Origin of the sequence: Enterobacter sp. RHBSTW-00175 (assembly GCF_013927005.1) — a bacterium.
GTDB lineage: Bacteria > Pseudomonadota > Gammaproteobacteria > Enterobacterales > Enterobacteriaceae > Enterobacter.
The window spans coordinates 2,535,757-2,559,468 of sequence record NZ_CP055930.1; the positions used below are offsets into that span (position 1 = coordinate 2,535,757).

The window sequence follows — 23,712 nt, forward strand, 5'->3', positions numbered from 1 at the left end:
GCCTGCGACGATGCAGACCATTCGTTTTTTACCTGACCGTCTCAACAGTGAGCCCGTGGTGTTTCGCGGGTTTACCACCCATGAGATGGGGCTGGCAGCCCTTGCCGGCGCGGGTGCGGGTCTGCTCCTGTCACTGCCGTTTATCCCGCTTGCCGGCTGGGTTGTTGTTCCCACCGGCCTGCTGGTCATGCCGCTGCTGCTCGTCTGGTTCGGCGGCCGCTGGATGGCCAGGCTCAAGCGCGGTAAGCCTGAGAACTGGCTCTGGCAGCGACTGGAGACGAAAAAACGCCGGCTGGGGATGGGCAATCCGAAACTGATAGTGGATGCCCGGGGCTGGTCAGTGAAACGTAACAGGAGAGCCTCATGAGCCGTTTTCGCCATGCGGTAAAAGACCGCGACCAGCATATTCAGACGCTGCGCATCGCCTGCGCCGTGCTCGCCTTTTTCCTTTTATTCACCTGTGCCGGCTGGATGCTGGCGCCCAGCAAGCTGACCGTGCATAACCCGCCGGATTTACGTACCGGCAGCACGCGGCCCTGGTGGGAAGTGCCACCCCCGACGGTCTACTCCTTTGCGTTCTACATTTTTCAGCAGCTCAATGCCTGGCCGAAAAACGGCGAGGTGGATTATTCCGGCAAAATCAATGCGCTGTCGCCGTATCTGACGCCGTCCTGTCAGGATTTCCTGAAAGCGGATGCAAAGAAACGCGGTGACGCCGGGGAGCTCACCGACCGCGTGCGCGTGGTGTATGAAGTGCCCGGTCGCGGTTACCAGTCACAGAGCGTGACCGTACAGGATCGCGATCACTGGATTGCCCGCCTGGACGTGGTGGCCGACGAATATTTCCATGCCGAGCCGGTCAAACGCGCCCTGGTACGTTACCCGCTTAAAGTGGTGCGCTGGGAAGGTGATGCGGAGCGCAACCCGTTCGGTCTGGCGCTGGACTGTTATGCCGGTGTGCCCCAGCGTCTGGAGGCGGCACCGCCTGCACCTAAACCGGAGAAGTCAGGAGTGTTTCAGTGATGAGTAAAAACCCCCACTACCGCGCCGGGCTGATGGCGCTGTCCTTCGCCCTGCTGCCCCTGGCAATGCTGGTATCACGTCCTGCCGGCGCAGATGAGCTGATGAAATGGGAGCGTATTCCGCTGCAGATCCCCCTGAAGGTGGGGCAGGAGCGGGTGGTCTTTGTGGACAAAAACGTCCGCGTCGGTTTTCCGCCGGCGCTTAACGGTAAACTCCGGGTGCAGAGCACCGGGGGAGCCGTCTACCTGAAAGCCGACAGCGCCTTTCCGCAGACGCGGGTGCAGCTGCAGGATGTGGAAAGCGGCGAGGTTCTGCTGTTTGATATCGCCGCCGGTGAAAAAGGGCCGACTGAGCCGGTGCGGCTGGTCTACAGCGGTGATGTCAGCACGCTGAGTCACGCCGGCGATGCGGCCGGTCAGCCAGGTGGTGCAGACCGGGCTGCTTCCGGATCAGGCTCATCTGCTCCCACCGGCAGCGATGATGGTACTCAGGCAAAGCGTAAAAAAATCCGCTACAGCGCCCCCATCCCGGTGCTGCTGACCCGCTATGCCGCTCAGAGCCTTTATGCTCCGGCACGTACGGTCGAGGCGGTCCCGGGTATTCATCCGGTCAATCCTCATCTGCCCCGACGTGTCAGCACGCTGTATCCCTCTGAACCATTAACGGTCACGCCGCTGGCTGGCTGGGGTGTGGCAAACCGCAGCGTGGTGGCACTCAGGCTCACGAACACCGGCAGCCGTAAGGTCGTTCTGGATCCACGCTCGCTGCAGGGACAGTTTGTGTCCGCCACCTTCCAGCACCGCTGGGTCGGTCCTGCCGGCACGCCGGAAGACACCACCACGGTGTATGTGGTGACCGCCGGTCGTCCGGAGAGCGCATTTATTGCTGAGCCGTCTGCGCTGCGTAAAGCGGCCCGCACGGTAAAACAGGAGGCCCGCCATGCAGATTAAATCTAATGCCCTGGTGAAAATTATCGTGCCGGCCGTGGTGATTGCCGGGCTGGCCGTGGGGCTCAAAAGCTGCAAAAACGAACCGGCAGAACAATCTCAGGCAAAACAAAGCGGCGGCCCCCTGCATAATCTCTCGCCGGATGAACTGAAGGCGCTGGGTGTGGAAGGCGACACGCCGGAGGACACCCTGCGCACGCTTATCGGCCGGCTGAACGATGTGCGTGACCGCCAGAAAACGCTGGATAAGCAGAACGCGGATTTGGTGAAAGAAAACGAGCGGTTGCGCCGACGCAATCAGGACGTTTCAGGACAGGTGAATGAGGCCGTTAATGGTCTGCGCGAGCAGTACGACAAGCGGCAGGCGCAGCTTCAGAACGAACAACTGAGCCTGACGGCGAAAATCCAGGAGCTGACCGACAAACTCAAAAAGCCTGACACCGAGAAAAAAACGGCGGACAGCGATATCCCGCTGGGGCTGGGCCTGGACGGCATGGGCAGCAGTACCGGGGGGGCGGCTTCTCAGGGCAGCGACGGCATGATGTGGGTCGCGCCGACGGACCAGAAAGAGACGGACCCGCGGGACGCGGCCAGCGGCAAGGCATCTCCTCAGTTCCCGACTTCTTTTCTGGGTGAAAATGAGCTGACCCGACAGAAAGCGGCCTATGAGGAGAAAGTGAAGGGACGTACGAATGAAAAAGGGGCGGAAGAGAGCGCAGAGCCGGTTTACACGCTGCCGGAAAATTCCACGCTGGTCGGCAGCCGCGCCATGACGGCACTGCTTGGCCGTGTGCCCATCAACGGCACCGTGACCGATCCTTATCCGTTTAAGGTGCTTATCGGTAAGGATAACCTGACGGCGAACGGCATCGAGTTACCGGACGTCGAAGGGGCGATTGTTTCCGGGACGGCCAGCGGAGACTGGACACTGTCCTGTGTGCGCGGGCAGGTTAACAGCGTCACCTTTGTCTTTTCCGACGGTACGGTACGCACCCTCCCCAGACCCGACGCCAGTAACAACGCCAGCGGGCAAAATAATAACGCTCAGGCTAAACAGGATACCGGCACCAGTGGCGGTATCGGCTGGATTTCGGATGAAAACGGGATCCCGTGCATTGGCGGCGAACGTAAGTCCAATGCCTCCACCTATCTGCCCACCATTTTTGGCCTGTCGGCTGCCGGTGCGGCGGGTGAAGCGATGAGCCAGGGGCAGTACACCACACAGAATAACGTGAATGGCATTTCCGCCACCATGACCGGCGACGCCGGACAGGCGGCGCTGGGGAAAGCCATTTCCGGCGGCATGTCTGAAACCACCGACTGGATCAAACAGCGTTACGGGATGACGTTTGATGCCATTTATGTGCCGCCTGGTGCCCGTCTCGCCGTGCATATCACCCGTCAGCTGGCCATTGATTATGAAGATAAGGGCCGTAAGGTGCGCTACGACTTCACCCTGCCGGGTGGCATCAGTGACAACGGCGGACTGGACTGAGTACACGGCCATGGCGGGACAGATAACGTTTTTCCCTCTTTCATCCGTGTGCTGGACGTTCAGCGACGGGGCAGGCTGGCATATTGACGTGATCCCTGCGTCTTCTGCGGTTCTGTTGCTGCGACCCGTAGCGCTGTTGCCTGCCGGCGCACCTTTACTGCGCTGGCGCGATGGCCAGCTTTTACTGGATATCGGCAGGTTCTCCCTGCCGCTCAGTGCCCGGGAGTGTGCCGTTTCGTGGCGCAGCCCGAAAATCCCGCGCCGGCTTTACTGCCCGCGTATGACATTACGGGAGCTGGGGCACCTGCTGAATGTCAGTGCGTTCGTTTTTATCTGCGGCGGTTACGATCCGGCCGCCTCACAAAGGAGATACCGGTAATGTACAGAACGGTTTTCATTCTGGCCCTGAGCTGTGTGATGCTCAGCGGCTGCTCAACCTCCAAAGAGGAAATGCTGCCGGCGGGCGATAACACCATGCTGGAACTGTGGAACGGGGCGGACGGTGGCGGCAGTACTTCCCGCCAGTCTGCGGCGGTCCGCGACACGCTGCGACGCCCGCTGACTGGCAGCGAAACGCAGGCGGACGCGCAGGCCGACCGCAGCTACAGCCGTACTCAGGAAAGCGAAATCACCCAGCAGTTTCCCCGGCTGCCCAACCCCGACATGGTGATGTACCTGTATCCCCATCTGGCAGACGGTAACACGCCGGTGCCGGGTTACAGCACTGTGTTCCCGTTCTACAGCCAGACGCAGTATGCCATGCCTGGCGAGCGCACGGAGGCCCTGTAATGCTTTCACTGTTTACGCGTAATAAATCCACCGACCGGCAGACGCCGGTTGATGACGGCCAGTCCGTTCAGGCAGATGAAACCCTGACCGCGGCCGTGAAGGGCCGGCAACCTCTGAAGCGCCCCGGGAAAATGACGCGCCAGGATGAGGAGAAGGTTTATCACGCCAATCCGTCCATCATTGACTTTTTGCCCTGGGCAGAATTTCTCGATGAAGAGCAGTGTCTCCTGCTCGATGACGGCGTGTCGGTGGGGGCCGTTTATGATGTGACACCGGTGGCGACCGAAGGGCGAACCGAAGAGCGCCTGGAACAGATCCGGGACTCGGTTGAGGATGCACTTCAGGACAGCTTTGATGAACATGACGTGAATCCCTGGGTCGTGCAGTTCTTCTGCCAGGACGAGGACGACACTGACGCGTACCTGGACAGGCTGCGCGGGTATGTCAAACCACATGCACAGCGCACGGCGTTTACCGACGCCTGGCTGGGTGAAATGGAGCGCCATATCCGCAGTATCTCCCGGCCTGAGGGACTTTTTACTGACTCGCTGATTACCGGCCAGCCGTGGCGCGGGCAGCAGCGCCGCACCCGGATGGTTGTTTATCGCTGGCTTGGTAAAAGCCGGGATCCGATGCCGCCGGTGGCGATGCTCAATCAGGTGTGCGACCGGGTCGTTAATGCCCTGGGCGGGGCGGGGATCCGCTGCACCCGGCAGAACGGCCTGCAGGTGCATGGCTGGCTGCTGCGGCTGTTCAATCCGTCACCGGACTGGGTGGAGAAAACCACGCTCTATCGGCAGGCTGCTTACGCAGACCCGCGCGAGACACCTGAAGGCACCGTGCCGGTCAGCAATGATTTTGCCGAAACCCTGTGGTTCACGCCGCCGGTTTCAGACCCGGAAAACGGCGTGTGGTGGATTGACAACAAGCCGCACTGCGCGGTGGCGGTGGAAAAACTGCGTACACCGCCGGAGCCGGGCACCCTGACCGGCGAGAAAAGCCGGGGTGAAAAGAAAATTAATGCCCTGATGGATATGTTTCCGGAAGGGACCATGGTGTGCATGACCGTGGTGGTACAGCCCCAGGACCGGCTTGAAGAGCAGTTTAACCGGCTGTCGAAAAATGCGGTCGGTGAGAATACCGAGTCGGGCCGCGTCCGCCAGGATGTGAAGACGGTCAAAGAGTATCTGGGCAACCGGCACAAGCTGTACCGGGCGGGGATCACCTTCCTGCTGCGCGGCGACGACATGACCAGCCTGAAGCGCAAGCGGCTGGAGCTGTCCACCGTATTGCTCGGGGCCGGTCTGCAGCCGGTACGGCCGGAGTTTGAAGAAGGTCCGCTGAACAGCTGGCTGCGGGCGCTGCCGATGTGCTTTAACCCGGACAGCGACAGAAAACACTGGTATACCCGTCTGACATGGGTTCAGCACCTGGCAGGACTTTTGCCGGTAACCGGGCGGGAAACCGGCACGGGGCACCCCGGCTTCAGCTTTTTCAACCGCGGCGGGGATACCCTGACATTCGATCCGCTCAACAAGCTCGACCGCACCCAGAACGCGCATCTGCTGTTGTTCGGCCCGACCGGGGCGGGCAAGTCGGCCACGCTGTGTGCCGCGCTCTCCCAGCTGATGGCCGTCCATCGTCCGCGGCTGTTTATTGCGGAGGCCGGGAATTCGTTCGGCCTGCTGGCCGACTTCTTTGACAGCCTCGGGCTGACGGTGAATAAAATCAGCGTCAAACCCGGGAGCGGCGTCAGTCTGCCGCCGTTTGCTGATGCTCACAAACTGGTGGAAGAAGGCCTGGCCGCCCAGGCCGTTGATGAGAGCGACCTGCCGGATATCGACACGGACGACGATGGCGAGGATGACAAGCGTGACGTTCTCGGTGAAATGGAAATCTCCGCGCGCATGATGATCACCGGCGGTGACCCGAAAGAAGAGGCTGACCTTAAGCGTGCCGACAGGGCGATGATACGTGAGGCGCTGCTGATGGCGGCACATGCCACGTATAAGGAAGGGCGGCAGATGCTGCCGTCTGACCTGCAGAAGGCGCTGTACGACATTGCCTCTGACAACGATGAGGGCGTCATCAATGTCCGCAATGCCCAGCGCAAGGCGAAAGCGGCGGAAATGGCGGAATCCCTGGGCATGTTCACTCAGGCCGGGAGCTTTGAAGCGGAGCTGTTCAACCGTGAAGGGGAGCTGTGGCCGGAAGCGGACGTGACGCTGGTCGACCTGGGGCATCTGGCGCGTGAGGGCTACGAGGCGCAGATGGCCCTGACCATGGTCTCGATGACCAACATGATTAACAACATCGCGGAGCGTGACCAGTTCCTGGGCCGGGATATTGTCTTCACGGTGGATGAGGCGCATATCGTGACGGTTAATCCGCTGCTGTCGCCGTACATGACCAAGGTGGTCAAGATGTGGCGTAAGCTCGGGGCCTGGTTGTGGCTGGCCACCCAGAATCTTAAGGATTACCCAGACATTGCCGAAAAGATGCTTAACATGGCGGAATGGTGGATTTGTCTGACCATGCCTCCGGAAGAGGTCAAAGATATCAGCCGTTTTCGCGCGCTCACGCCGGAGCAGGAATCGGTGCTGCTTTCCGCCAGTAAACTGTCGGGGTGTTATACGGAAGGCGTGGTGCTGGCGAAACGGATCGAAGCGCTGTTTCGTGCCGTGCCGCCCAGTCTCTTCCTGGCACTGGGCATGACGGAAAAAGAAGAGAAAGCCGAACGCCGGGCGCTGATGAATGAATTTCACTGCAGCGAACTGGAGGCGGCAAAACGCGTCGCGCAGAATCTGGACCGTCTGCGCGGTCTGACGGAAAAACAACAGGAGCCTGCCACGGTATGATGACACTGAAGTACCCTGAACCCACTATTCATGAGCACAGTGGCTCAGCCCTGTTCACCCTGTCGCCTCAGGGGGAGCCCGGTGTGCTCCCGGCGACCCATCAGCACCTGGTGAGGCTGCGGGCAATGCTCAGGCAGCGCCTGACCGGTCCGGTCAGAATGACCTGTCACCCGCACCGGGTGGGACTCAGCAGCAGCGTGGCCATCTATCTTGAGGGAAAGCTGAAGCAGGCGGTGAACATCCTTATCACCGTGACGGGACAGACGAGCTGGCCGCAGGAAGAGGAGTATGCGCATCCGCGCTGGTATATCACGGTGCCGGATTCGGCCGACCTGGCGTATCTGATGCTGTGGATTAACGGGCTGGACGTTTAAAACGAAAACTTGTCTTCACCAGGAGCATGATAACAAAAAGAACAGAATGCTTTTTTGATGCCGGCCGCTGGGGCCGGTTTTTTTATGACTGGCGAGTTTTAGTAAAACGGTAACGCGCGAGGTGTGGGATGAAAATAAAGTTTCCTCCTTGAAAATAGAGTTTCACCCTAAGCCAACGTGCGCTATGTTGATGATATCAACTAGGACGTTGGCTTTGTTATGGCTGGCACATTAAGACTCGAGATACGTCGAAAATTGGATAAATGTATTGCTAAGCAGTCAGGATTCCCTATAGCTCGCCTTCGGAGTAGGAGAAACCATGAAGGATGCCGTCTGGTCCGCGAGTGAAAAGTGCTGCATTGTACGTAAGGTTAAGAATCGCTGTCATAGTGTATCTATTCAGTATGTGTGCATATACAATAACGCAATTGCACAGACATATGCGGGGCGTTTTCATGCGATTCACTGACCTCAAAAGTGAGACCTTAAATCTAAGAGTTTCCAGAAAGTTCAAACAGGCCTTAAAGAAGGCAGCGGAGCATGAGCAGCGGAGCATGGTGAATATGCTTGAGGTACTCCTTTGTGACTATTGCGACCACAAAGGCATTGTGTTGCAAAGCCCAGAAGCCAGCCAAGAACTTGGTCAGGGTCGAGCAGTAACTGGCCGTAAAAAAAACGTAGGGGTTTCTATATGACTTTTCGCTATATTGGCTCCAAATCTAGACTCGTCGACAAGATAGCATCCCACATTGGGCCGCCTAGAAAGGGCGCGTTTTTTGTGGATGCTTTTTGTGGAACTGGAGCTGTAGCTGAGGCTGCTGCGGAGCATGGTTGGAATGTGCGGATTAATGATAGCTTGCACTCAGCTGTTATCTCTGCTGGGGCACGTCTTATCAGCCATGATCAGGTGACCTTCAAAAAACTTGGTGGGTACTCTGGTGCTGTTAGCAAGCTAAACGCAGTTAAGCCATTGCATGATTTTATGTGGCGCACTTATAGCCCCGCTTCGATCGATACGTGTGGAATTGAGCGTAGGTACTTCACCGAAGAAAATGCAGCTAAGATAGACGCTATGCGCTGCTTGATTGTTGAGTGGAAAGGTGCCGGATATATTGACGAAATTGAGGAGAGGCTATTGATTGCCGATCTCTTTAGTGCACTGAACCGCGTTGCCAACATTGCGGGCACTTTTGGCTGCTTCCTCTCCAAATGGACAAGCCAATCTCAAAACAAGATTGCCATGCGTTGCCGTGATCTCAAAGAAACTGGAGTGTGTGTTGAGGCTAGCGTGGGTGATGTGTTCGACGTTCCGAATGTTGCACACGACCTCGTGTATTTGGACCCCCCGTACACCAAGCGTCAATACGCGAGCTATTACCACATCCTTGAAACGGTGGCTCTTGGCGATGAGCCTGTGGTGGAGGGGGTTGCGGGACTTCGTCCATGGAAGGCCTTGGCTTCTGACTTTTGCTACAAGAGCCGTGCTCTCAAAACACTCTCGCGTCTGGTTCATGGCTTGAAGGCTCAAAGGGTACTGCTCTCGTACAGTAGTGAAGGGCACATCTGCATGCAGGACATGAAGGCTGAGCTTTCTAAGATCGGCTCGTCCACAATGTACCCTTTGGGCGCCATTGGTCGATACCGGCCAAACAAGGCAGCCAGTAGCTCGGCGTCCGATGTGAATGAGTTTTTGGTGGTCGTGAAACGGTCCATGGCACAGCTTCCCCAAGCCCAGTCAAAAACAGTTAAAGCTATCAAACCCGTTCTCGTGAGGAGCTATGCATGAGTTCTCCTCGGCCTGTTGAATCAGAGTACCTGGCCCCAGCAGAAGCGGCACTCACTCAGGCTGTGGGAGGGGAAACCAGCTTTGAGCTTCGGCTTCAAGTTTTGGAGGCAGCATCAGCGCGTTTTGGCGGGTTTGACCTAACGGCGTTTCATGAGGCTTTTGGAGTCAAGAGCAAGCGCGCAGCATCAGATCTTTTGGAGCTTGCGGTACCTGTAGCAAGTGCCATCGAGCGTTCACCTATTCACCCTGCTTTGGCACTGAGTGTCTTGGCGCGTGAGGTCTTGCATGAGCAGGATCGAAAAAGCACGGGCGCCTACCATACGGATTTTCGCCTGGCTACACGACTGGCGCAGCTCGCAGCCCCCAAGCTCACACACAAGAGCAAGGTGATTGATCCTGCCTGCGGTGCAGGAATTTTGCTAGCAGCGCTGACTCACGCAGTGTGTGGTATGGATAGAGCCAAGACGGCGCATTGGTTGGCTCACGGTGTGTATGCAGCGGATCTTTCTGGCAACTCTTTGCGTGCGGCACTGCTTGCGCTTGCTTCGTTCACTGATGATGTATCGACTCTTAAGGCTATGCGTGCCCGTTGGTACTGTGGCGATAGCTTGATGGCTGATCGCAAGGTTTGGACTGCCATGGTCCCTGAGGGGTTTGATGCGGTGATCGGCAATCCACCATGGGAAAAGGTCAAGCTCTCACGGCACGAATTCTTGAAGTCCTCAGGCACCAAGCGCCACTACGGGGCCCAAATTCATGGGCTTGATGAGGATCTGTTTGCCCAGCAGCGCAATGAGGTAGCGAACTACTCTCGTCGCCTGTTGGCTCGCTATCCCGATTTGGGTAATGGAGAGCCAGACCTATACATTGCTTTCACGGACCTCTTTTTTGAACTCTGCAAAAAGCAGGGTGTGGTGGTTGCACTAATTCCGGGTGGGCTCATTCGCTCGCAAGGTACCCGCGCCATGCGGCAGAAAATCTTTGATGCGAGCCAAAGCGTGTCCATGTCGATCATCGATAACCGTGCACGGTTCTTTACGATCGACACACGCTTTAAGTTCCTGGCCGTGGCTCTCACTAAGGCTGGCTCTGAAAAGAGCAAGCGTGAGCCCATCACTCTCATGCATGAGCGGGGCACCCCTACGGGATTGGAGATTACGGGAACTGCCACTATTGGGCGTGCAGCACTTGCGGGTGTTCGGGGCGATTTGAGCCTGCCCGAGGTTCGTAACGTGTCTGAGTGGAAGCTCTTCTCAAAGATCGGAGAAGCAGGTGTTTCGTGGGAAGAGCCTGGTTATGGCTGGACCCCGAAGTTTTGCCGTGAAGTTGATATGACCAAGGAGCGTCCTAAGTTCCTGGGGCGTGCCACGCCTGGCGCTTTGCCACTGGTGGAAGGTCGAATGGTGCAGGCGCATCGCTTTGGTGTAAAAGGCCACGTGTCAGGCACTGGTCGCCGTGCGTTGTGGGAGGCTTATGCCATCGGAGACTCACGCCTTGCCCCCCAGTTTTGGATTCGTCTCTCCGACATGCCCAGTGCTAACCAGCACCGTGCGGACGTGCTGCGTGTGGGCTTTTGCGACATTGCGGGTCAGACCAATGAGCGTTCGCTCATGGCCTCGTTAATTCCTGCTGGGGTGGTCTGTGGCAATAAGGTGCCCACGATCCTTTTCCCTGAAGACCCATCAGAAGAACGGCTGCTGGTGTGGGTGTCCATCGCTAACAGTTTTGCCTTTGACTGGATGCTTCGGCGTGTGCTCACTACGACGGTGAATTACTTCCTGCTGCAAAGCGTGCCCATGCCAAAACTCGCCAAAGATGGTTTGCCATGGAAGAGGCTGGTGAGTGCTGCACGCGAATTGCGCACACTTGACAGTGCGGGGGCTACTCGTGAAACCTACGAGCGCATGGCGCAGCTTCGTGGGGAGATTGATGCGGAAGTGGCCGTGGCCTATGGGCTCGATTTGAAGGACATGGAGTTAGTGCTCCAAGACTTCCCGCTTTTGGATCGGGGCCAAGTGGGCTTGCCAGGTGAGGCCAAGTCCACAATTACCCGAGATAATGTTTTGGCTGCAATGGCAAAACGCACAGGAAGTCTGTCTACAGTTTGGTCGCACCGTGCGATGCAGGCACGCGCGCTGGGGGCGATTGCTTATGTACCCTCTGAGTTCGCTCTGGGGGGCGAAGAAATAGAAGAAGGATCCAAAATTCATGGCTAATGGAGCGGGACAGGTTGCTCGAATTCTGTACAAGGAGATTGTTGAGGGAGATCGACGGAAAGCTGATGCGGAGTCTAATGACTCTGATTCTGGAGGGGGGGCAAGAGACTTTCGATTTCCCTACGAGGCGGTGTTGCCAGCTGTTGAGTTGATATTTCCCAATAAAATTCTCCGGGGTGGAAAGGCAGTACATCAAGGTACCTTCTTTTGGAACGAGCCGGACTCAACACAGGTTGTATCAAGAGCAGCTGAGTTTATGTCACCCACAAAGTCTCGGCCGAGAGAGGGATGGATTTCTCAGGTGCCGAAATTTTCATGTTTTGATTCGGACCGAATGCCATCAGGGGGAATTGGGAATCGCGTTTTGTTGCTTCTGATTCAGCTTCATGACCAGTCGGTTTGGCCGCACTTCGCGGAAGAAGCAACTCTTCGTGTTAAAGGCGTTTGGGATCCTTCAGTTGCTCAAGAGCTATTGAGTTGTTTGGATGCACAGCGGGCTGCTAATCGAGCCGTAATTGGCTATATCGACTTCACGAACATGCGTAGGTTCTGTAATGGTAAGTGAAAACTGCAAACAGGTGTTAAAGCTACTCGCACGTTCGCGCAACGTGCTGGTGTCTGGTGCACCTGGCACGGGCAAGTCCAAGCTCTTGGCCGAAGTTGCTTTGGCCTTTGAAACAGCCTTTGGTCTTGCTCCTGCAGGTGGCCCACCGCAGCTCAATCCCATGGGCGGCATCCCTATTCCCCCTGCTGCTGGGGTTGTTAAAGACATTCCTGCACCCACCAAGATGGACCGCAAAGTCTTTCGGACGGTCTTCCACCAAAACTCCAAGTACCGCGATTTCTTATCGGGCATCACGCCTGCGGTCAACAAGACAGCAGGAGACCCAGACTTCACCATCGTGAAGGGGACTCTGTACCGTGCCAGTGAGCATGCGAAGGGTGCCAATGGGGCTGCACTGTTGATCATTGATGAGATCAACCGAGGTCCTGCGGTGCAGGTGTTCGGTGGTGCCATTGTGGCCATTGAGTCCGATAAACGCTTGGCCTCTGATGGGGCCAAACTTGCTGAAACGCAGTTCTTTGAAATGCTCGATCCCGTCTCTGGTGATGTGATCGAATACGCACTGCCCCATGACCTCTATATCCTGGCTGCGATGAATCAGGCCGATGCGTCTGTGGAGCCCTTGGATGTCGCGTTCTTGCGTCGTTGGGAACCTATGCGCCTAGAGCCCGATGAGGCGGCTTTGCGGACGTTTTACGGTTTGGGTGCCAAGGGTGTCAATGCATTGCCTGATGTACCTGCCAGCGTGAACGATGCCTTGGAGGCTTCGGTGAGTGCCTGGATTGCTGTAAACGCGCAAATTGCTCTGGGCCGTGGTCCCGAGTTTCAGATCGGGCATGGTGTACTGATGTCGGATGTGAAGCCGCAAACATTGGGCCTTAATGAAGCTTTGGGCACGCTGTGTGTAGGGTGGGCGAAGGTGCGGGCACACGTGGAAGAGGTATTCTTCGGGGACACACGAGGAATTGCAGCGGCTCTTAATGCGCTGGATGGGCCAGCCTTTAATCCGTTCAAGCTCACCGAGACAACTTTTGCGGATGATTTACGCTTTCGTTTTGAAGGGCCCACGAATTTTGCTGAGAACAATATCTACGCAGCTCTCAGGGCATTTGCCAATCCGAGGGGGTAGCACGTGGTGAACCCCCGAACACGGCTGTCCCTTATTGAGTACGGTACACCCGTTGACCTGAGCCGTGCGATTGCTGAAGCGATTGGGGTGGATCGCACGAAGGCCAACAGCCTTTTATTGGAGGCTGGGAGCCGGATTGCGTCGAGCTTAAGGCTTAGCTACAACCCTATCAGTGTGGATGCCAAGGGCACACGTGCCATCGATTTTGCGGGCCTCATTCGCCTGGCACCTTCACTGGAACTGGAAGTTGCTCCCAAGTTTTTGGGACTCGACGACACAGATGCAGCGTGGCGCGAAGATTTCTTTTTCCTCTCCACGCTTTCACGTCATGGGCGGCTCTTGGCTTCCGAACGCTTATCGGCATCAGGTGGTACCCCAAGGGATTTGTCTACGCTAGTAGCTCGTTCCATCACGAGCATGTACGAGGCCCGTAAACGTCGGCCACTGCGCAGTTATCGTAGTGTGCGTGAAGCAGACTTCTTCATCGATGGGGATCCTGATCCGGTGGATCTCATCTTTCCTTCACCTGATGGCTTTGAGCAAGAGCTCATTCGCTTTGATCGCAAGAACGGTTGGAACGGGGATATCGTGGCAGCGGCCAGGGAGTTACTCCCTGAAGTAAGTGACCCTTCAGCCGCAAGTTCGCTGGTGCGTTTGATTGAGGACCTTTCGCCTCAGAACGTTGCTGCTAACCGTCGAAACCCCATTCCTGCACGGCACCGAGCGTGGAAGCCACTGCATGAGCTGTCTATCGATGTGCTCGGAGGCCTGGGGCTTAACTACAAGCAGGGACAGGCCCATGCACCTGGTTACTTAGTGAATACCTGGCGCGTGTGGGAAGATCTGTTAACGGTGGCCGCACGATTGGGCTTTGGTCGCAGTGCCGTAGTGCCCCAACAGGGCTATCCCTTAGGCACTAAGATCAGGATGATTACCGGTGCTGTGAGCAAGCTTTCAGTGTACCCAGACTGTGTAATTGAGCTCGATGGAACAAGGCCCAGGATGCTGCTGGATGCCAAGTACAAGGGCCACGTGGAGAAGGGACAGCTTCGCATCAGTGAAGCTGACATCTACGAAGCCCTGGCCTTCTCCAAGGCTACTGGATGCAACCTAGTGGCACTAGCCTATCCTGCACAACCAAGCGATGCCCCGCAGCCCGTAGGGACGTGCACTGTCTTTGAAAAGGCTGTGGTGGATGCCGTGCAAATCGTGGGCATTCAGATCGAGAGCCGCCTGATTTCTAGGGCGGGAGCTCTCAGATTATTTGCCGCAAACATGGCTGCTGGGGTTACAGCAGCCTTTGTGTGATTGATTCAAGGGCTTCTTCCTAACAGATTTAGCGATGGTTGATTTTACATTTAGGGGCGGTCTGAAAACGTTTAACATTGTCGGCAGCCAGGAGCTTGACTGCGCCATAACAGCAGGTTAAGTAGTTCCAAGCGTTGGCGTACCAGTATGCCTTTAAGGCTTTCTAATCGCTAAGTATGAAACTTTATTTCTACGGATCCGACCGGCAGGTGCGCCCGGCCTCTGGTTTAGGATGATAACCCCTCCTTTTTCGAACAAAAAAACACCGATCCAGGCGGCTTTTGCCGTTAGTTAGTATTAAACTTTATTTTCATCCCGCACGAGGCGCGGACATTTCATAAATGATTTGATGGGTATTACTTCACCGGGATTACGATCCTCTATCAGGTTAAACATATTATCCCTGCCATGAACTCTGCATCAGCCATCTGGTGTATGCTGCGTAAGTCAAAAAGGATGAATCGCCACGGGTTTAACAGTCACCTGGAAGGCGTCAGTCCGGAGGCCTTCGAAAAGGCCTCACCGTGAGGACAGATACTGTCTGCGGAAGCGGGGGCATTCCAAAGTGCCTGCTGCTGATCATCAAAACTTCAGCCACTGCCCGGTTTAGTCCGCCCCCGGATCCTCCTCAGACCGAGCCGTCAGTCCGACTGCGCTATGGGCCCTAACCCAAAACTGAAGTTCGCGCACCTACGCAAAATCTGTAATTACTCGACTGTTTAGCTGAGCCAAATTTTACGTATGAGCGTAGTTTTCAGCCCCGTTTTTCTCAGATTAAGCGACCAAAACAGTTTTCACACGGCTTGGGCACGCAGCGGTCAGTCAGAACAGGTAAAGCAGTGGGAAAGGAAAATTCTAAACTTGCAGATTAATTTTTGAGTTCTGAAAATGAGTTTATTGCGGCTTTTATGAACGGCCGCGGGCACGCTGACAGACGATTCAGTCTGACGGAGTCCCGATTCATGAAACTGACCCCTCTTGTTTTCCTGCCGGCTCTGCTGCCGGCATTCGCACTGGCCGGCACGGTCTTCTTCACCGACAGTCAACATCTGCCGACAAATCTGCCGCCGGACGTGCCGGTGGTCCTTCTTGATGGTCCTGACCGGCTGCAGGCCGACATGTTCGGGGAATTGCCTGCAGACCCGCAGCAGGCCGAAGCACAGGTCAGGCAGATTATGACGTCTCCTGCCTGGCAACAAAAACAGCTGCAACTAAACGATTCTTATCGGCAGGTGGTCCGGGCCTGGGAGCTGGGCATCAAAAAAGTGCCGGCTGTGGTATTTGATGACCGCGATGTGGTGTACGGCACCACGGATGTGGCCGTGGCCACTTCCCTGCGTAACCGGGGAGGTGGTCAGTGAATACAAAACCTTCCCGCATCAGAACCACGGTGTGCTCGCTGGCGGTTGCCACGGTACTGGGTACGGCAACCGCGCCGGCAGCTATTGCAGCACTTAACACCGCGCAGATTATTGCCAGCGCCGTGTCGCAAAACTGTATCAGCTGGCGTGTGAGTGGCATCTGTTACTGGCTGTTCTGCACCCCCTTTGGCTGCAAGGTGCGCACATCGGTCAAAGTCACCCACTTCATTCCTCAGACAGTCGTTTCGACCTATGTCGCTCCGGGCGGCAACCCGTGGCAGGAAATGGCGTTTGTCAGCCAGACCGCCGGCGGGTTAGAGAGTGCTGTGACCAGCGGGCTTTCCGGTGTTTCTGCCGGAGGAGCCAATCCGGCCGACATGAAAAATCCCGGCCAGCGCAAGTCTGCCGTCCGTTTCAAATATGCCGATGCGATTGGCCACCCGGCCACCTCCCTGATTGGCGGCAGTATTCCGGGCTATTCCTGTGATACCGCAGCCACCCCGTTAATGCCTTACTTCCTGAGTACGCTGGATTCGGCGGCCTGGCGCACGGGCGTGCCGGAGTCCCTCTATCCGGAGGCGCTTGTGCCCGGCCAGCGGGAAATCGGCAGTCAGGCCGCAGCAAATATGTGGGGCAACGTCTATCCCCGTTCGGGGTTTGTCAGCCAGACCGATGATGATAAAGCCTCTGCCGTGGTGGCACAGCGTGTCGCAGACATTATCACCCGCGCCGGGCAGCCGCATGTGTATCAGGTGCTCAAAGGCAACCGTCATGACGGGTACTGGCCACCGGGCGAGGTTAAGGAAAACACCGGCACACGCAATCACAAATGGCAGCGGCTGGCCCCCCACATGACACAGTCATGTGCCGTCTTCCCGGACGGGAGCCACACCGCCGCGAGCGACAACAACGAAGCCTTTGCGTTCTGGCAGCCCTACAGCTGCTGCAAACGACGCGGGCAGACATTTCTGGGCAGCACTGATATCTGATGAGGAAAACCGTGAAAAAAACACCTTCATTTTCAGCCGCTCGCGTAAGCCTGCTGCTGACCGGCTCCCTGCTGAACGTCCTCCCGGCCGCGCACGCAGCCGATGATGACAATACCATCCTGGGCATGTCCCTGCCGCAGGTGAACAACAGCGCCATCGGTTACGGCAAGTCCGTGGATGGGGCGGTGTCAGACAAACTGTTCTACACCCTCGGCGGCGGCTCGGTCATTTCCCAGCCGGCCACGCGCGGCAATATGCAGAAGCTGGGGCTGAATACCGGCTGGAGCAGTGACCTGATGTGCGGCAATTTTGACCTGAAAACCACCGTCGGCAACCAGCTCAACGGCGTCACATCAGGCTTTAAAAACCTGATGGGCGACGTGATTCAGGGGGCCACCGGCGCGGTGGCCAGTCTGCCGGCGATGGTCATTCAGCGGGCCAACCCCGGTCTGTATGACATGCTCACAAACGGCGTGCTTCAGGCCAATGTGTCATTCGACAAGGCGCAGCTCAACTGCCAGAACATGGCGAAAAAGATGATGGACTTCAGCGACAGCAGTAACTGGACGCAGCAGGCCATGATGGATGAATACAAGTCTGTTGTGAACAGCGGAGACACTGACGCGGTTCGTGCAGATGAGGCGGGGCGGAAAGTCACCGGCACGTCGGGCAATAACTGGATTGGCGGTCAGAAACGTGGGGGGGCGGGGCAGCCCGCCATCCGTGTCACCCATGACCTTGTTGCTGCCGGCTACAACATGATGAACGGTCTGCCTGTCACCGCTAATTCGACTGTCGGCGAAAGCAGCTGTAACGGTGGCGCATGCTCTAAATTCGGCAGCGCGGAAGAGGCGGCGGCCATGACCGTGAAGGTGCTGGGCGATCGTTCGATGCGCACCTGTGCCAACGCGAGCGAATGTACCAGCGGTGATGCGGATGACCAGCCCGGTACGACCGTTGCCGGCACCGGCTTTGCCCCACTGCTGGAAGAGGCAACCAAAGCCAACGCTGAGCAGCTGGTCAGGCTCGTCAACGGTACGGAAAAGCCCACGGCCGCGAATCTGGCGAAGCTGAAAACAGGCGGACTGCCGGTGACGGCCGGCGTGATTAAAGCCCTGCAGCGTGATCCGGATAACGCGGCCCTGACCGCCCGCCTTGCAGGCGAGCTGGCCATGTCTGACACGGTGGAAACGGCGCTGCTGATGCGTCGCATGATGGTTACCGGTATGTCGGAGCCGAATGCTGCCGCTCAGCCAAAGGCCATTGATACCGCCGGCCAGCGTATTGAGGCGCTGGATCGGGAAATCGCGGCGCTGAAAAACGAGATGGAGATGAAGCGTGAACTGTCACGTAATTCGGTGCTGACCATTATCGACAGGGAGAACCAGCGCGTCGAAACCAACCCGCAGACCCAGTCTGATGACAATACCGACAGTCGCTTCAACCAGATGGCAGCGCCGCAGTCGGCTGAATGAGGGAATAAGGATGCGTAAAAAAACGACTGTCAGGAAAGTCCTGACCCGTGCCGGCATTTTCCTCGCCTGCATGGCGCTGTTCATGGTGGTCTCACTGATGGTGGCTGACACCGCCATGAAACATCCGACTGAAGCTGCTGCATTCCGGAGCTGGATGCAGTCGACGCGCTACGGCTGGCTGATATGGCGACTGGCGCTGTATGCGCTGGTTGCGTGGGGCCTCTTGAAAATCCGGCATGCGCCGGGTTTGCAAGAGTCGTACAGGCGACCACTGCTGCGCATCAGTGTGGTCAGTGTACTTTTTATCGCGTTATGTGAGTACGCGATGTTTACCGGTCCGGGAGCCTGAAGATGACGACAAACAGCTATCTTGAGTATTTTCTCACGCTGCTCGGCTGGGTGATCAATAACGGCCTGTGGAATGTCCTGCTGAGTACCGGGCTTTTTGTCCTGCCGCTGGCGTTTAAGGTGGTGGGGGTTTGGCTCAGGGTCCGCGAAGAGGGGGAGGATGAAGGCAACAAGGGGATGCTGTCGTTGCCCCGTATCGAGAACGCGCTGTATGCCGGTTTCCTGGTGATGATTGCCTGCTGCGTACCGCTGATTAATGTCAGCCTCAGTACGATGCAGTACGACACAACCCGGGCAAAGAGCTGTGGTGTGTGGACGCCAAAAGCGCCGGATGAAAGCGGCTATGCCGGCGTGGTCACCAGTCTCAACGGCCAGACGGCTGCAGCACCGGTATGGTGGGTGCTGATTCATAAACTCTCAAAAGGGGTAACCCAGGCAGCCGTGGCGACCATTCCCTGCCGCCCTGACATGCGCCAGATCCGCTTTGAAGTGCAGCATACGCGTATCGACAACAAAGCGCTGGCGCAGGAACTGCAGGACTTCACCAACGACTGCTATTCGGTTGCGTTGTATCTGTGGAAGCAACAGGATCAGGGCCAGACAAAGGACAAAACCACGCTGCGTGATATCGAATGGATTGGCAGCAGTACATTCCTGAGCCGGTATTATCCTTCGTTGCAGTCCAAACTGCCCCGGGCTGCGTTCCCGTGGACCGACAGCCGGGACAGCGGCCGGCCCAATACAGGAAGAGGAGGCTATCCCACCTGCAGCGAGTGGTGGAGCAGTACGGACACCGGACTGAAAGCACGGGTGAAGGACCAGGCCGACCCCGATATGTGGCTGCGTATCTCGGCCGCAATGAAAATGTCAGGCTTTAACGACAGTGACTATCAGGAAGCCGTCATCCGTCGTCTGGTCAGCCCGGAAAGCCTGACGGTCTCACAGAATGGTCACGTGTATGCCGGCTATGGCGGCAACGCCGATTTTACCCTGGATAATGCCGCGGCGCGCGTGGCCTCCATTGGCGGTACGGCCCTCGGCAGTCTGGCCGCGTTCCCGGCGTTCGATGCGATGCGGCAGGCGCTGCCAATGGTGCAGGCCATCCTGCTGATGGCAATATATGTCATGCTGCCGCTGATCCTGGCATTTGCGGCCTACGAATTCAAAACCGTTATTACGCTGACCTTTGTGATATTTGCTCTTAACTTCCTGACATTCTGGTGGGAACTGGCGCGCTGGCTCGACAGCTGGTTGTTAACCGCGTTGTACAGTTCAGACACTCACAGCCGCTTTAATATGGCAGGGCTGCAGAACAGTACCGATGACCTTATTATGAATCTGGTTATGGGAGCGATGTTTATTGTACTGCCTGCCGTTTGGTTAGGAGCATTATCTTGGGCGGGAGTAAGAATAGGCGATGTAATCTCTGGGGCACTTAAAACTGGGGTTGCTAAACCTCAAGAAACCGGGGGAGCAGCTGTAGATTCAGTTAAAAAAAGTGTTCGTTTATAATGGCATATTAAGCGAGGCGTGAATGCCTCGCTTAATCTAGTTTCTCAGACGTAATGTCATCAGAACCCGTATAATAACCATATCCATCTTTACCATATCTGTAACCGGGGCCTGTGCTTGAATCATCATCGTCAGGAGCTGACGAGCTGACATTTTTTGCAATGAAGGTGATACATAAAAGAAAGATCAGGCATGCGGAGATCACAAAACCCACTGTCAAAAGCCCTGCTAGAGTGCCGGCAAAAACCAGAATCAAGGGTATATGGCCAATCCATGTAGGTATTCTATTTTTCTTTGCCAATGTTACGCAAATTTTATCAAGATTCAGGAGATTAACTTTCATTTGCTTATAAAGGATTGCAAGTCTTGCTCCACGATTCCAAGCTCGATTTTTTTGAGATTGAGGCATTACATTCCTCCATACTAGGTAAGCCTTAAAGACCACTATAGCCATAGCCGATTTTTTGTGCAATTAACAAGGGCTATTAGTATCCTGTAATAGCCCCCGTTTAAACCGGACACTTCACCAGTAAGACATAGGCATAGAGCTATGTTTAAGGAGTGTCCTGTGCAAAGAATCGAAGTGATCACTGGCGAGCAAAAGCGCCGCCGTTATACTCCCGAAGAGAAAGCCCGTTTTGTAGCGCTCGCCATGCAGCCCTGACCTGCTCCCCGTTGATTAATACACCGTGATGTTAGTAATGTCTTCATATGACCCTGACCCCGAATATGCTCCAGTCATAATCAGGAATAACCGGCTTCATGTTGGCTGCATATTCAGGCAACCGGCAGACTTTTCAGCAAATTCAGATGGCGTCATCCAGCCCAGCGCAGAATGGGGACGTCTCTGGTTATAGTGTATGCGCCAGGCCTCGATTTTGCACCGTGCATCCTCCAGGGACATGAACCAGTTTTCGTTCAGGCATTCCTGCCGTAACCTGCCGTTGAAGGACTCCACCGTCGCATTGTCCGTCGGTGTTCCCGGGCGTGAGAAGTCGATTCTGATGCCTCTTTCGTACACCCATCTGTCCAGCATTTTACCTGCAAATTCAGAACCATTATCGGTTTTCAGCAACTGAGGTAAAGGACGTCTGAGCGCTATGCTGTTCAGCATTTCTGCCACTTCTGTTGAACGCAAATTCTGCCCCACGCAGATCCCCAGGCATTCGCGGGTGTACAGGTCGATAACCGTCAGCAGGCGCAGTCGTCGCCCGTCAAACAACGCATCAGAGACAAAATCCATGCCCCAGACGTGATTCGGATACAGACCCTGAGGCTGCGGTTGTCGGCGCTGGGCCGATTTATTGCGGCGTGGCCGTTTGAGACGCAGTGACAGCCCCTGTTCGCTGTAAAGCCGGTAGATCCGTTTGTGATTATCGCGCCAGCCTTCCCGCCTGAGCATCACGTGTACCCGGCGGTACCCGTAATGAACCCGGGTTTCGGTTATCTCACGGATGCGTAGCCGCAGTGCGCTGTCGTCGGCGGCCACAGAACGATATCGAAACGAGCTGCGGCTGACCCGCAGCGCAAAACAGACCTGTCTCTCACTGGCCCCGTAGCGGGCTTGCAAATCCCTGACCCATTCGCGCAGGTGTGCCAGCGTCAGCTCTTTTTTGCCAGCACGTCCTGCAGCATCGCCTTGTCGAGGCTCAGATCGGCAACCAGCCTCTTCAGCCGCAGATTTTCCTCTTCCAGTTGCCGCATATGCTTCAGCTCCGAAGGAGAAATACCACCGTATTTTTTACGCCACGTATAGAAAGTGGCATCCGAAATGCCCAGCTTGCGACAGACGTCCGGCACTGACGTACCCAGTTCAGCCTGCTTCAGGGCAAAAACAATCTGCTCTTCGGTGAATCGTGACTTTTTCATCGGCACCACCTCCGTTCAGGGGAGTGTTTATCATGCCGGAATTCTGTTTCTGAATGGAACAGGATTTTGGGTCAGGGTCAGTGGGGATAGGCCCAACGAAAACTCTGGTTAAACTGGCCCAATATGCAAGTAAACGCTGGCCAGCTACGCGAGGAGTAGTTGACCTGAGCAATATAGGGCGACAGCGAAAGTTAATGGCCTTGGTGCCAGTCGAAGAGGTCTGGGGTATTGGCCGTCGGCTCGGTAAAAAATTGCAGTTGATGGGGATTAACAATGCACTCCAGCTGTCTGAGCTGTCTCCTTCATTTATTCGTAAGCAATTTTCAGTGGTTGTTGAACGAACAGTAAGAGAACTCAACGGCATGCCCTGCCTGGGCCTTGAAGAGTTTACAGCTCCAAAGGAGCAAATCATATGCTCCCGCTCCTTTGGAGAAAAACCTACAGATGAATTCAGCATCCATCAGGCCGTCTGCGCTCATGCCGAACGTGCAGCGGAAAAGTTACGCGCAGAGCGCCAGTTTTGTAAACGAGTAGCGGTGTTCATCAGTACCAGTCCCTTTGCAGAGAATGAGTCGTTCTTTAAAATCAGGCTGTAACGGAGCTTGCTGTTCCGGCCCGTGATTCCCGGGATATCATCAAGGCGGCTGTAAGAGCTCTTGAAACAATATTCATCCCGGGGCATCGTTATCAACGCGCAGGTGTAATTCTCACCGATTTTCGCAGCGCGGCAGTATTACAACTTACCCTGTTCGATGACCTTCAGCCTCATCGTAATAGCGATGAATTAATGACACTCATAGACAGCATTAACAGCTCTGGTAAGGGTTCAGTCTGGTTTGCAGGGCAGGGCATTAAAAGTGATGCCACAGGCTGAAAGATGCGAATAGAAAGACTTTCGCCCGCTTTTACAAACAGATTGGATGATATTGTCAGAGTAAGGTAATCTTTTTTATATTTGCTCAAAACCGCACCATTGACATTACAAACTCTATACGGCAGGGTTTACAGTCTGTTACATGGTGAATAAGTCAAGCGTACTTTTCATTGACCGCTTTTTTAGTAAATATGTTTGGAGGATATGGATCGTGAGGAGTCTTACCGCCATTTTAATAATTCCTGCTCTTGTCACAGCCTGTAGCATGCAGGAAATAGCAGATACAAATAATAAAATCAGTCATGGTGCTTCAGGTATAATGAACTCTTTGAGGGGAAACTCTAACCCATCAACTGATGTTACGACACCAATGCATTTACCTCAGTCATTAAAAAAAGAATCCAAGTCTAAAAATTATACTGTAGCTGTTGATGTAGATACTGCTGCTGCCAGAATAAAAAGACATTACAAGTTTATGTCAAGTCAGGAGCTGGATAGTTTACGGAATAGCTCTAATGACGGGGCATGGAAAGCGGCCGCTGAAGATGATGCACATCCAGTTTGGGAGGCAATACCTGGTAGCTATTATAAAATGGGCTCTGACTGGAATGATAACGATCATTTAGATGTAGAAATTGAAAAAAACGGGAGTGGAAGTAAACTCTATATAACATATTCATCGGCATCTGCAGAAAGGCTATCGGGATCTGGCGTACAGAAGTTGATGAAGGAAATTCATTCCGTGGCTATAGGTGAGTGATATTTTATCGGGAAAAGGTAGTTATCATTATGTG

24 protein-coding genes are annotated in these 23,712 nt (G+C 55.5%); 22 read left to right on the forward strand and 2 right to left on the reverse strand.

The genetic code is table 11. The features are described from left to right. The first annotated feature begins 10 nt into the window (after positions 1 to 10). The 19 genes from HV107_RS12040 to HV107_RS12130 all read left to right on the forward strand — a co-directional run bounded on the left by HV107_RS12040 (position 11) and on the right by HV107_RS12130 (position 20,175). On the forward strand, positions 11 to 367 hold the full coding sequence (locus tag HV107_RS12040; RefSeq protein WP_004115534.1) for a TIGR03750 family conjugal transfer protein: 357 nt from the start codon (positions 11 to 13) through the stop codon (positions 365 to 367). After that, a complete protein-coding gene (locus HV107_RS12045; RefSeq protein ID WP_016808259.1) occupies positions 364 to 1,023 on the forward strand; it encodes a PFL_4703 family integrating conjugative element protein in 660 nt (219 codons plus the stop codon). Before HV107_RS12040 ends, HV107_RS12045 begins: the two co-directional genes overlap by 4 nt. Further along, positions 1,023 to 1,973, forward strand: coding sequence for a TIGR03749 family integrating conjugative element protein (locus tag HV107_RS12050; protein ID WP_016808258.1), 951 nt, complete (start codon positions 1,023 to 1,025; stop codon positions 1,971 to 1,973). Before HV107_RS12045 ends, HV107_RS12050 begins: the two co-directional genes overlap by 1 nt. Further along, on the forward strand, positions 1,963 to 3,465 hold the full coding sequence (locus HV107_RS12055) for a TIGR03752 family integrating conjugative element protein (protein ID WP_016808257.1): 1,503 nt from the start codon (positions 1,963 to 1,965) through the stop codon (positions 3,463 to 3,465). Before HV107_RS12050 ends, HV107_RS12055 begins: the two co-directional genes overlap by 11 nt. Next, on the forward strand, positions 3,443 to 3,844 hold the full coding sequence (locus HV107_RS12060; protein ID WP_223479954.1) for a hypothetical protein: 402 nt from the start codon (positions 3,443 to 3,445) through the stop codon (positions 3,842 to 3,844). The genes HV107_RS12055 and HV107_RS12060 overlap by 23 nt, the downstream gene beginning before the upstream one ends. Continuing rightward, on the forward strand, positions 3,844 to 4,254 hold the full coding sequence (locus HV107_RS12065; protein ID WP_016808256.1) for a TIGR03751 family conjugal transfer lipoprotein: 411 nt from the start codon (positions 3,844 to 3,846) through the stop codon (positions 4,252 to 4,254). The genes HV107_RS12060 and HV107_RS12065 overlap by 1 nt, the downstream gene beginning before the upstream one ends. Then, the gene (locus HV107_RS12070; RefSeq protein WP_016808255.1) at positions 4,254 to 7,112 is read left to right on the forward strand and encodes a conjugative transfer ATPase; all 2,859 of its coding nucleotides are present in this window, start codon (positions 4,254 to 4,256) and stop codon (positions 7,110 to 7,112) included. The genes HV107_RS12065 and HV107_RS12070 overlap by 1 nt, the downstream gene beginning before the upstream one ends. Continuing rightward, positions 7,109 to 7,486, forward strand: a complete 378-nt coding sequence (locus tag HV107_RS12075) for a hypothetical protein (protein ID WP_016808254.1) — start codon at positions 7,109 to 7,111, stop codon at positions 7,484 to 7,486. The genes HV107_RS12070 and HV107_RS12075 overlap by 4 nt, the downstream gene beginning before the upstream one ends. 455 nt (positions 7,487 to 7,941) lie before the next feature. Continuing rightward, positions 7,942 to 8,181: a hypothetical protein gene (locus HV107_RS12080; protein WP_016808253.1), complete on the forward strand. Its 240-nt coding sequence runs from the start codon at positions 7,942 to 7,944 to the stop codon at positions 8,179 to 8,181. Then, a complete protein-coding gene (locus HV107_RS12085) occupies positions 8,178 to 9,272 on the forward strand; it encodes a DNA adenine methylase (RefSeq protein ID WP_016808252.1) in 1,095 nt (364 codons plus the stop codon). The genes HV107_RS12080 and HV107_RS12085 overlap by 4 nt, the downstream gene beginning before the upstream one ends. After that, a complete protein-coding gene (locus HV107_RS12090) occupies positions 9,269 to 11,488 on the forward strand; it encodes an Eco57I restriction-modification methylase domain-containing protein (protein WP_016808251.1) in 2,220 nt (739 codons plus the stop codon). The genes HV107_RS12085 and HV107_RS12090 overlap by 4 nt, the downstream gene beginning before the upstream one ends. Continuing rightward, positions 11,481 to 12,053 (forward strand): hypothetical protein, encoded by a 573-nt coding sequence (locus tag HV107_RS12095; protein WP_016808250.1) that lies wholly within the window; start codon positions 11,481 to 11,483, stop codon positions 12,051 to 12,053. The genes HV107_RS12090 and HV107_RS12095 overlap by 8 nt, the downstream gene beginning before the upstream one ends. After that, positions 12,043 to 13,182, forward strand: coding sequence for an AAA family ATPase (locus HV107_RS12100; protein ID WP_016808249.1), 1,140 nt, complete (start codon positions 12,043 to 12,045; stop codon positions 13,180 to 13,182). The genes HV107_RS12095 and HV107_RS12100 overlap by 11 nt, the downstream gene beginning before the upstream one ends. A 3-nt stretch (positions 13,183 to 13,185) precedes the next feature. Next, positions 13,186 to 14,490 (forward strand): 5-methylcytosine restriction system specificity protein McrC, encoded by a 1,305-nt coding sequence (locus tag HV107_RS12105; protein WP_016808248.1) that lies wholly within the window; start codon positions 13,186 to 13,188, stop codon positions 14,488 to 14,490. A 962-nt stretch (positions 14,491 to 15,452) separates the two neighbouring features. Next, on the forward strand, positions 15,453 to 15,851 hold the full coding sequence (locus HV107_RS12110; RefSeq protein WP_016808247.1) for a TIGR03757 family integrating conjugative element protein: 399 nt from the start codon (positions 15,453 to 15,455) through the stop codon (positions 15,849 to 15,851). Beyond that, positions 15,848 to 16,840: a TIGR03756 family integrating conjugative element protein gene (locus tag HV107_RS12115; RefSeq protein ID WP_016808246.1), complete on the forward strand. Its 993-nt coding sequence runs from the start codon at positions 15,848 to 15,850 to the stop codon at positions 16,838 to 16,840. The genes HV107_RS12110 and HV107_RS12115 overlap by 4 nt, the downstream gene beginning before the upstream one ends. Beyond that, positions 16,840 to 18,315: an integrating conjugative element protein gene (locus HV107_RS12120; protein ID WP_016808245.1), complete on the forward strand. Its 1,476-nt coding sequence runs from the start codon at positions 16,840 to 16,842 to the stop codon at positions 18,313 to 18,315. Before HV107_RS12115 ends, HV107_RS12120 begins: the two co-directional genes overlap by 1 nt. A gap of 10 nt (positions 18,316 to 18,325) precedes the next feature. Then, the gene (locus tag HV107_RS12125) at positions 18,326 to 18,664 is read left to right on the forward strand and encodes a hypothetical protein (protein ID WP_016808244.1); all 339 of its coding nucleotides are present in this window, start codon (positions 18,326 to 18,328) and stop codon (positions 18,662 to 18,664) included. Positions 18,665 to 18,666: 2 nt separating this feature from the next. Beyond that, positions 18,667 to 20,175, forward strand: coding sequence for a conjugal transfer protein TraG N-terminal domain-containing protein (locus HV107_RS12130; protein ID WP_016808243.1), 1,509 nt, complete (start codon positions 18,667 to 18,669; stop codon positions 20,173 to 20,175). Positions 20,176 to 20,206: 31 nt separating this feature from the next. On the opposite strand, the gene HV107_RS12135 is transcribed toward HV107_RS12130, so the two are convergent. Further along, complete coding sequence (locus HV107_RS12135) at positions 20,207 to 20,584, reverse strand: hypothetical protein (protein WP_016808242.1); 378 nt, start codon at positions 20,582 to 20,584, stop codon at positions 20,207 to 20,209. 351 nt (positions 20,585 to 20,935) lie between these two features. Then, a protein-coding gene (locus HV107_RS12140; protein WP_100214960.1) for an IS3 family transposase occupies positions 20,936 to 22,044 on the reverse strand; the annotation gives its coding sequence in 2 pieces (ribosomal slippage) (positions 20,936 to 21,783 and positions 21,783 to 22,044; 1,110 coding nt in all). A 53-nt stretch (positions 22,045 to 22,097) separates the two neighbouring features. Here HV107_RS12140 and HV107_RS27255 point away from each other — a divergent pair. From HV107_RS27255 to HV107_RS12150, 3 genes are all read left to right on the forward strand, one after another. After that, complete coding sequence (locus tag HV107_RS27255) at positions 22,098 to 22,640, forward strand: hypothetical protein (RefSeq protein WP_050547113.1); 543 nt, start codon at positions 22,098 to 22,100, stop codon at positions 22,638 to 22,640. A gap of 38 nt (positions 22,641 to 22,678) precedes the next feature. Continuing rightward, on the forward strand, positions 22,679 to 22,918 hold the full coding sequence (locus HV107_RS27515; protein ID WP_326928816.1) for a DUF4113 domain-containing protein: 240 nt from the start codon (positions 22,679 to 22,681) through the stop codon (positions 22,916 to 22,918). Between the two features lie 211 nt (positions 22,919 to 23,129). Continuing rightward, positions 23,130 to 23,678 carry a hypothetical protein gene (locus HV107_RS12150; RefSeq protein ID WP_221891797.1) on the forward strand — a complete coding sequence of 183 codons (549 nt, stop codon included), beginning with the start codon at positions 23,130 to 23,132 and terminating at the stop codon, positions 23,676 to 23,678. Positions 23,679 to 23,712: the final 34 nt, after the last annotated feature.

What these genes read in the sequence shown, in the direction of transcription:
- HV107_RS12040 (WP_004115534.1), top strand. Translation starts at nt 11, where the DNA reads ATGCAGACCATTCGTTTTTTACCTGACCGTCTCAACAGTGAGCCCGTG.
- HV107_RS12045 (WP_016808259.1), top strand. Translation starts at nt 364, where the DNA reads ATGAGCCGTTTTCGCCATGCGGTAAAAGACCGCGACCAGCATATTCAG.
- HV107_RS12050 (WP_016808258.1), top strand. Translation starts at nt 1,023, where the DNA reads ATGAGTAAAAACCCCCACTACCGCGCCGGGCTGATGGCGCTGTCCTTC.
- HV107_RS12055 (WP_016808257.1), top strand. Translation starts at nt 1,963, where the DNA reads ATGCAGATTAAATCTAATGCCCTGGTGAAAATTATCGTGCCGGCCGTG.
- HV107_RS12065 (WP_016808256.1), top strand. Translation starts at nt 3,844, where the DNA reads ATGTACAGAACGGTTTTCATTCTGGCCCTGAGCTGTGTGATGCTCAGC.
- HV107_RS12070 (WP_016808255.1), top strand. Translation starts at nt 4,254, where the DNA reads ATGCTTTCACTGTTTACGCGTAATAAATCCACCGACCGGCAGACGCCG.
- HV107_RS12075 (WP_016808254.1), top strand. Translation starts at nt 7,109, where the DNA reads ATGATGACACTGAAGTACCCTGAACCCACTATTCATGAGCACAGTGGC.
- HV107_RS12080 (WP_016808253.1), top strand. Translation starts at nt 7,942, where the DNA reads ATGCGATTCACTGACCTCAAAAGTGAGACCTTAAATCTAAGAGTTTCC.
- HV107_RS12085 (WP_016808252.1), top strand. Translation starts at nt 8,178, where the DNA reads ATGACTTTTCGCTATATTGGCTCCAAATCTAGACTCGTCGACAAGATA.
- HV107_RS12090 (WP_016808251.1), top strand. Translation starts at nt 9,269, where the DNA reads ATGAGTTCTCCTCGGCCTGTTGAATCAGAGTACCTGGCCCCAGCAGAA.
- HV107_RS12095 (WP_016808250.1), top strand. Translation starts at nt 11,481, where the DNA reads ATGGCTAATGGAGCGGGACAGGTTGCTCGAATTCTGTACAAGGAGATT.
- HV107_RS12100 (WP_016808249.1), top strand. Translation starts at nt 12,043, where the DNA reads ATGGTAAGTGAAAACTGCAAACAGGTGTTAAAGCTACTCGCACGTTCG.
- HV107_RS12110 (WP_016808247.1), top strand. Translation starts at nt 15,453, where the DNA reads ATGAAACTGACCCCTCTTGTTTTCCTGCCGGCTCTGCTGCCGGCATTC.
- HV107_RS12120 (WP_016808245.1), top strand. Translation starts at nt 16,840, where the DNA reads ATGAGGAAAACCGTGAAAAAAACACCTTCATTTTCAGCCGCTCGCGTA.
- HV107_RS12125 (WP_016808244.1), top strand. Translation starts at nt 18,326, where the DNA reads ATGCGTAAAAAAACGACTGTCAGGAAAGTCCTGACCCGTGCCGGCATT.
- HV107_RS12130 (WP_016808243.1), top strand. Translation starts at nt 18,667, where the DNA reads ATGACGACAAACAGCTATCTTGAGTATTTTCTCACGCTGCTCGGCTGG.
- HV107_RS12135 (WP_016808242.1), bottom strand. Translation starts at nt 20,584, where the DNA reads ATGCCTCAATCTCAAAAAAATCGAGCTTGGAATCGTGGAGCAAGACTT.
- HV107_RS27255 (WP_050547113.1), top strand. Translation starts at nt 22,098, where the DNA reads ATGGAACAGGATTTTGGGTCAGGGTCAGTGGGGATAGGCCCAACGAAA.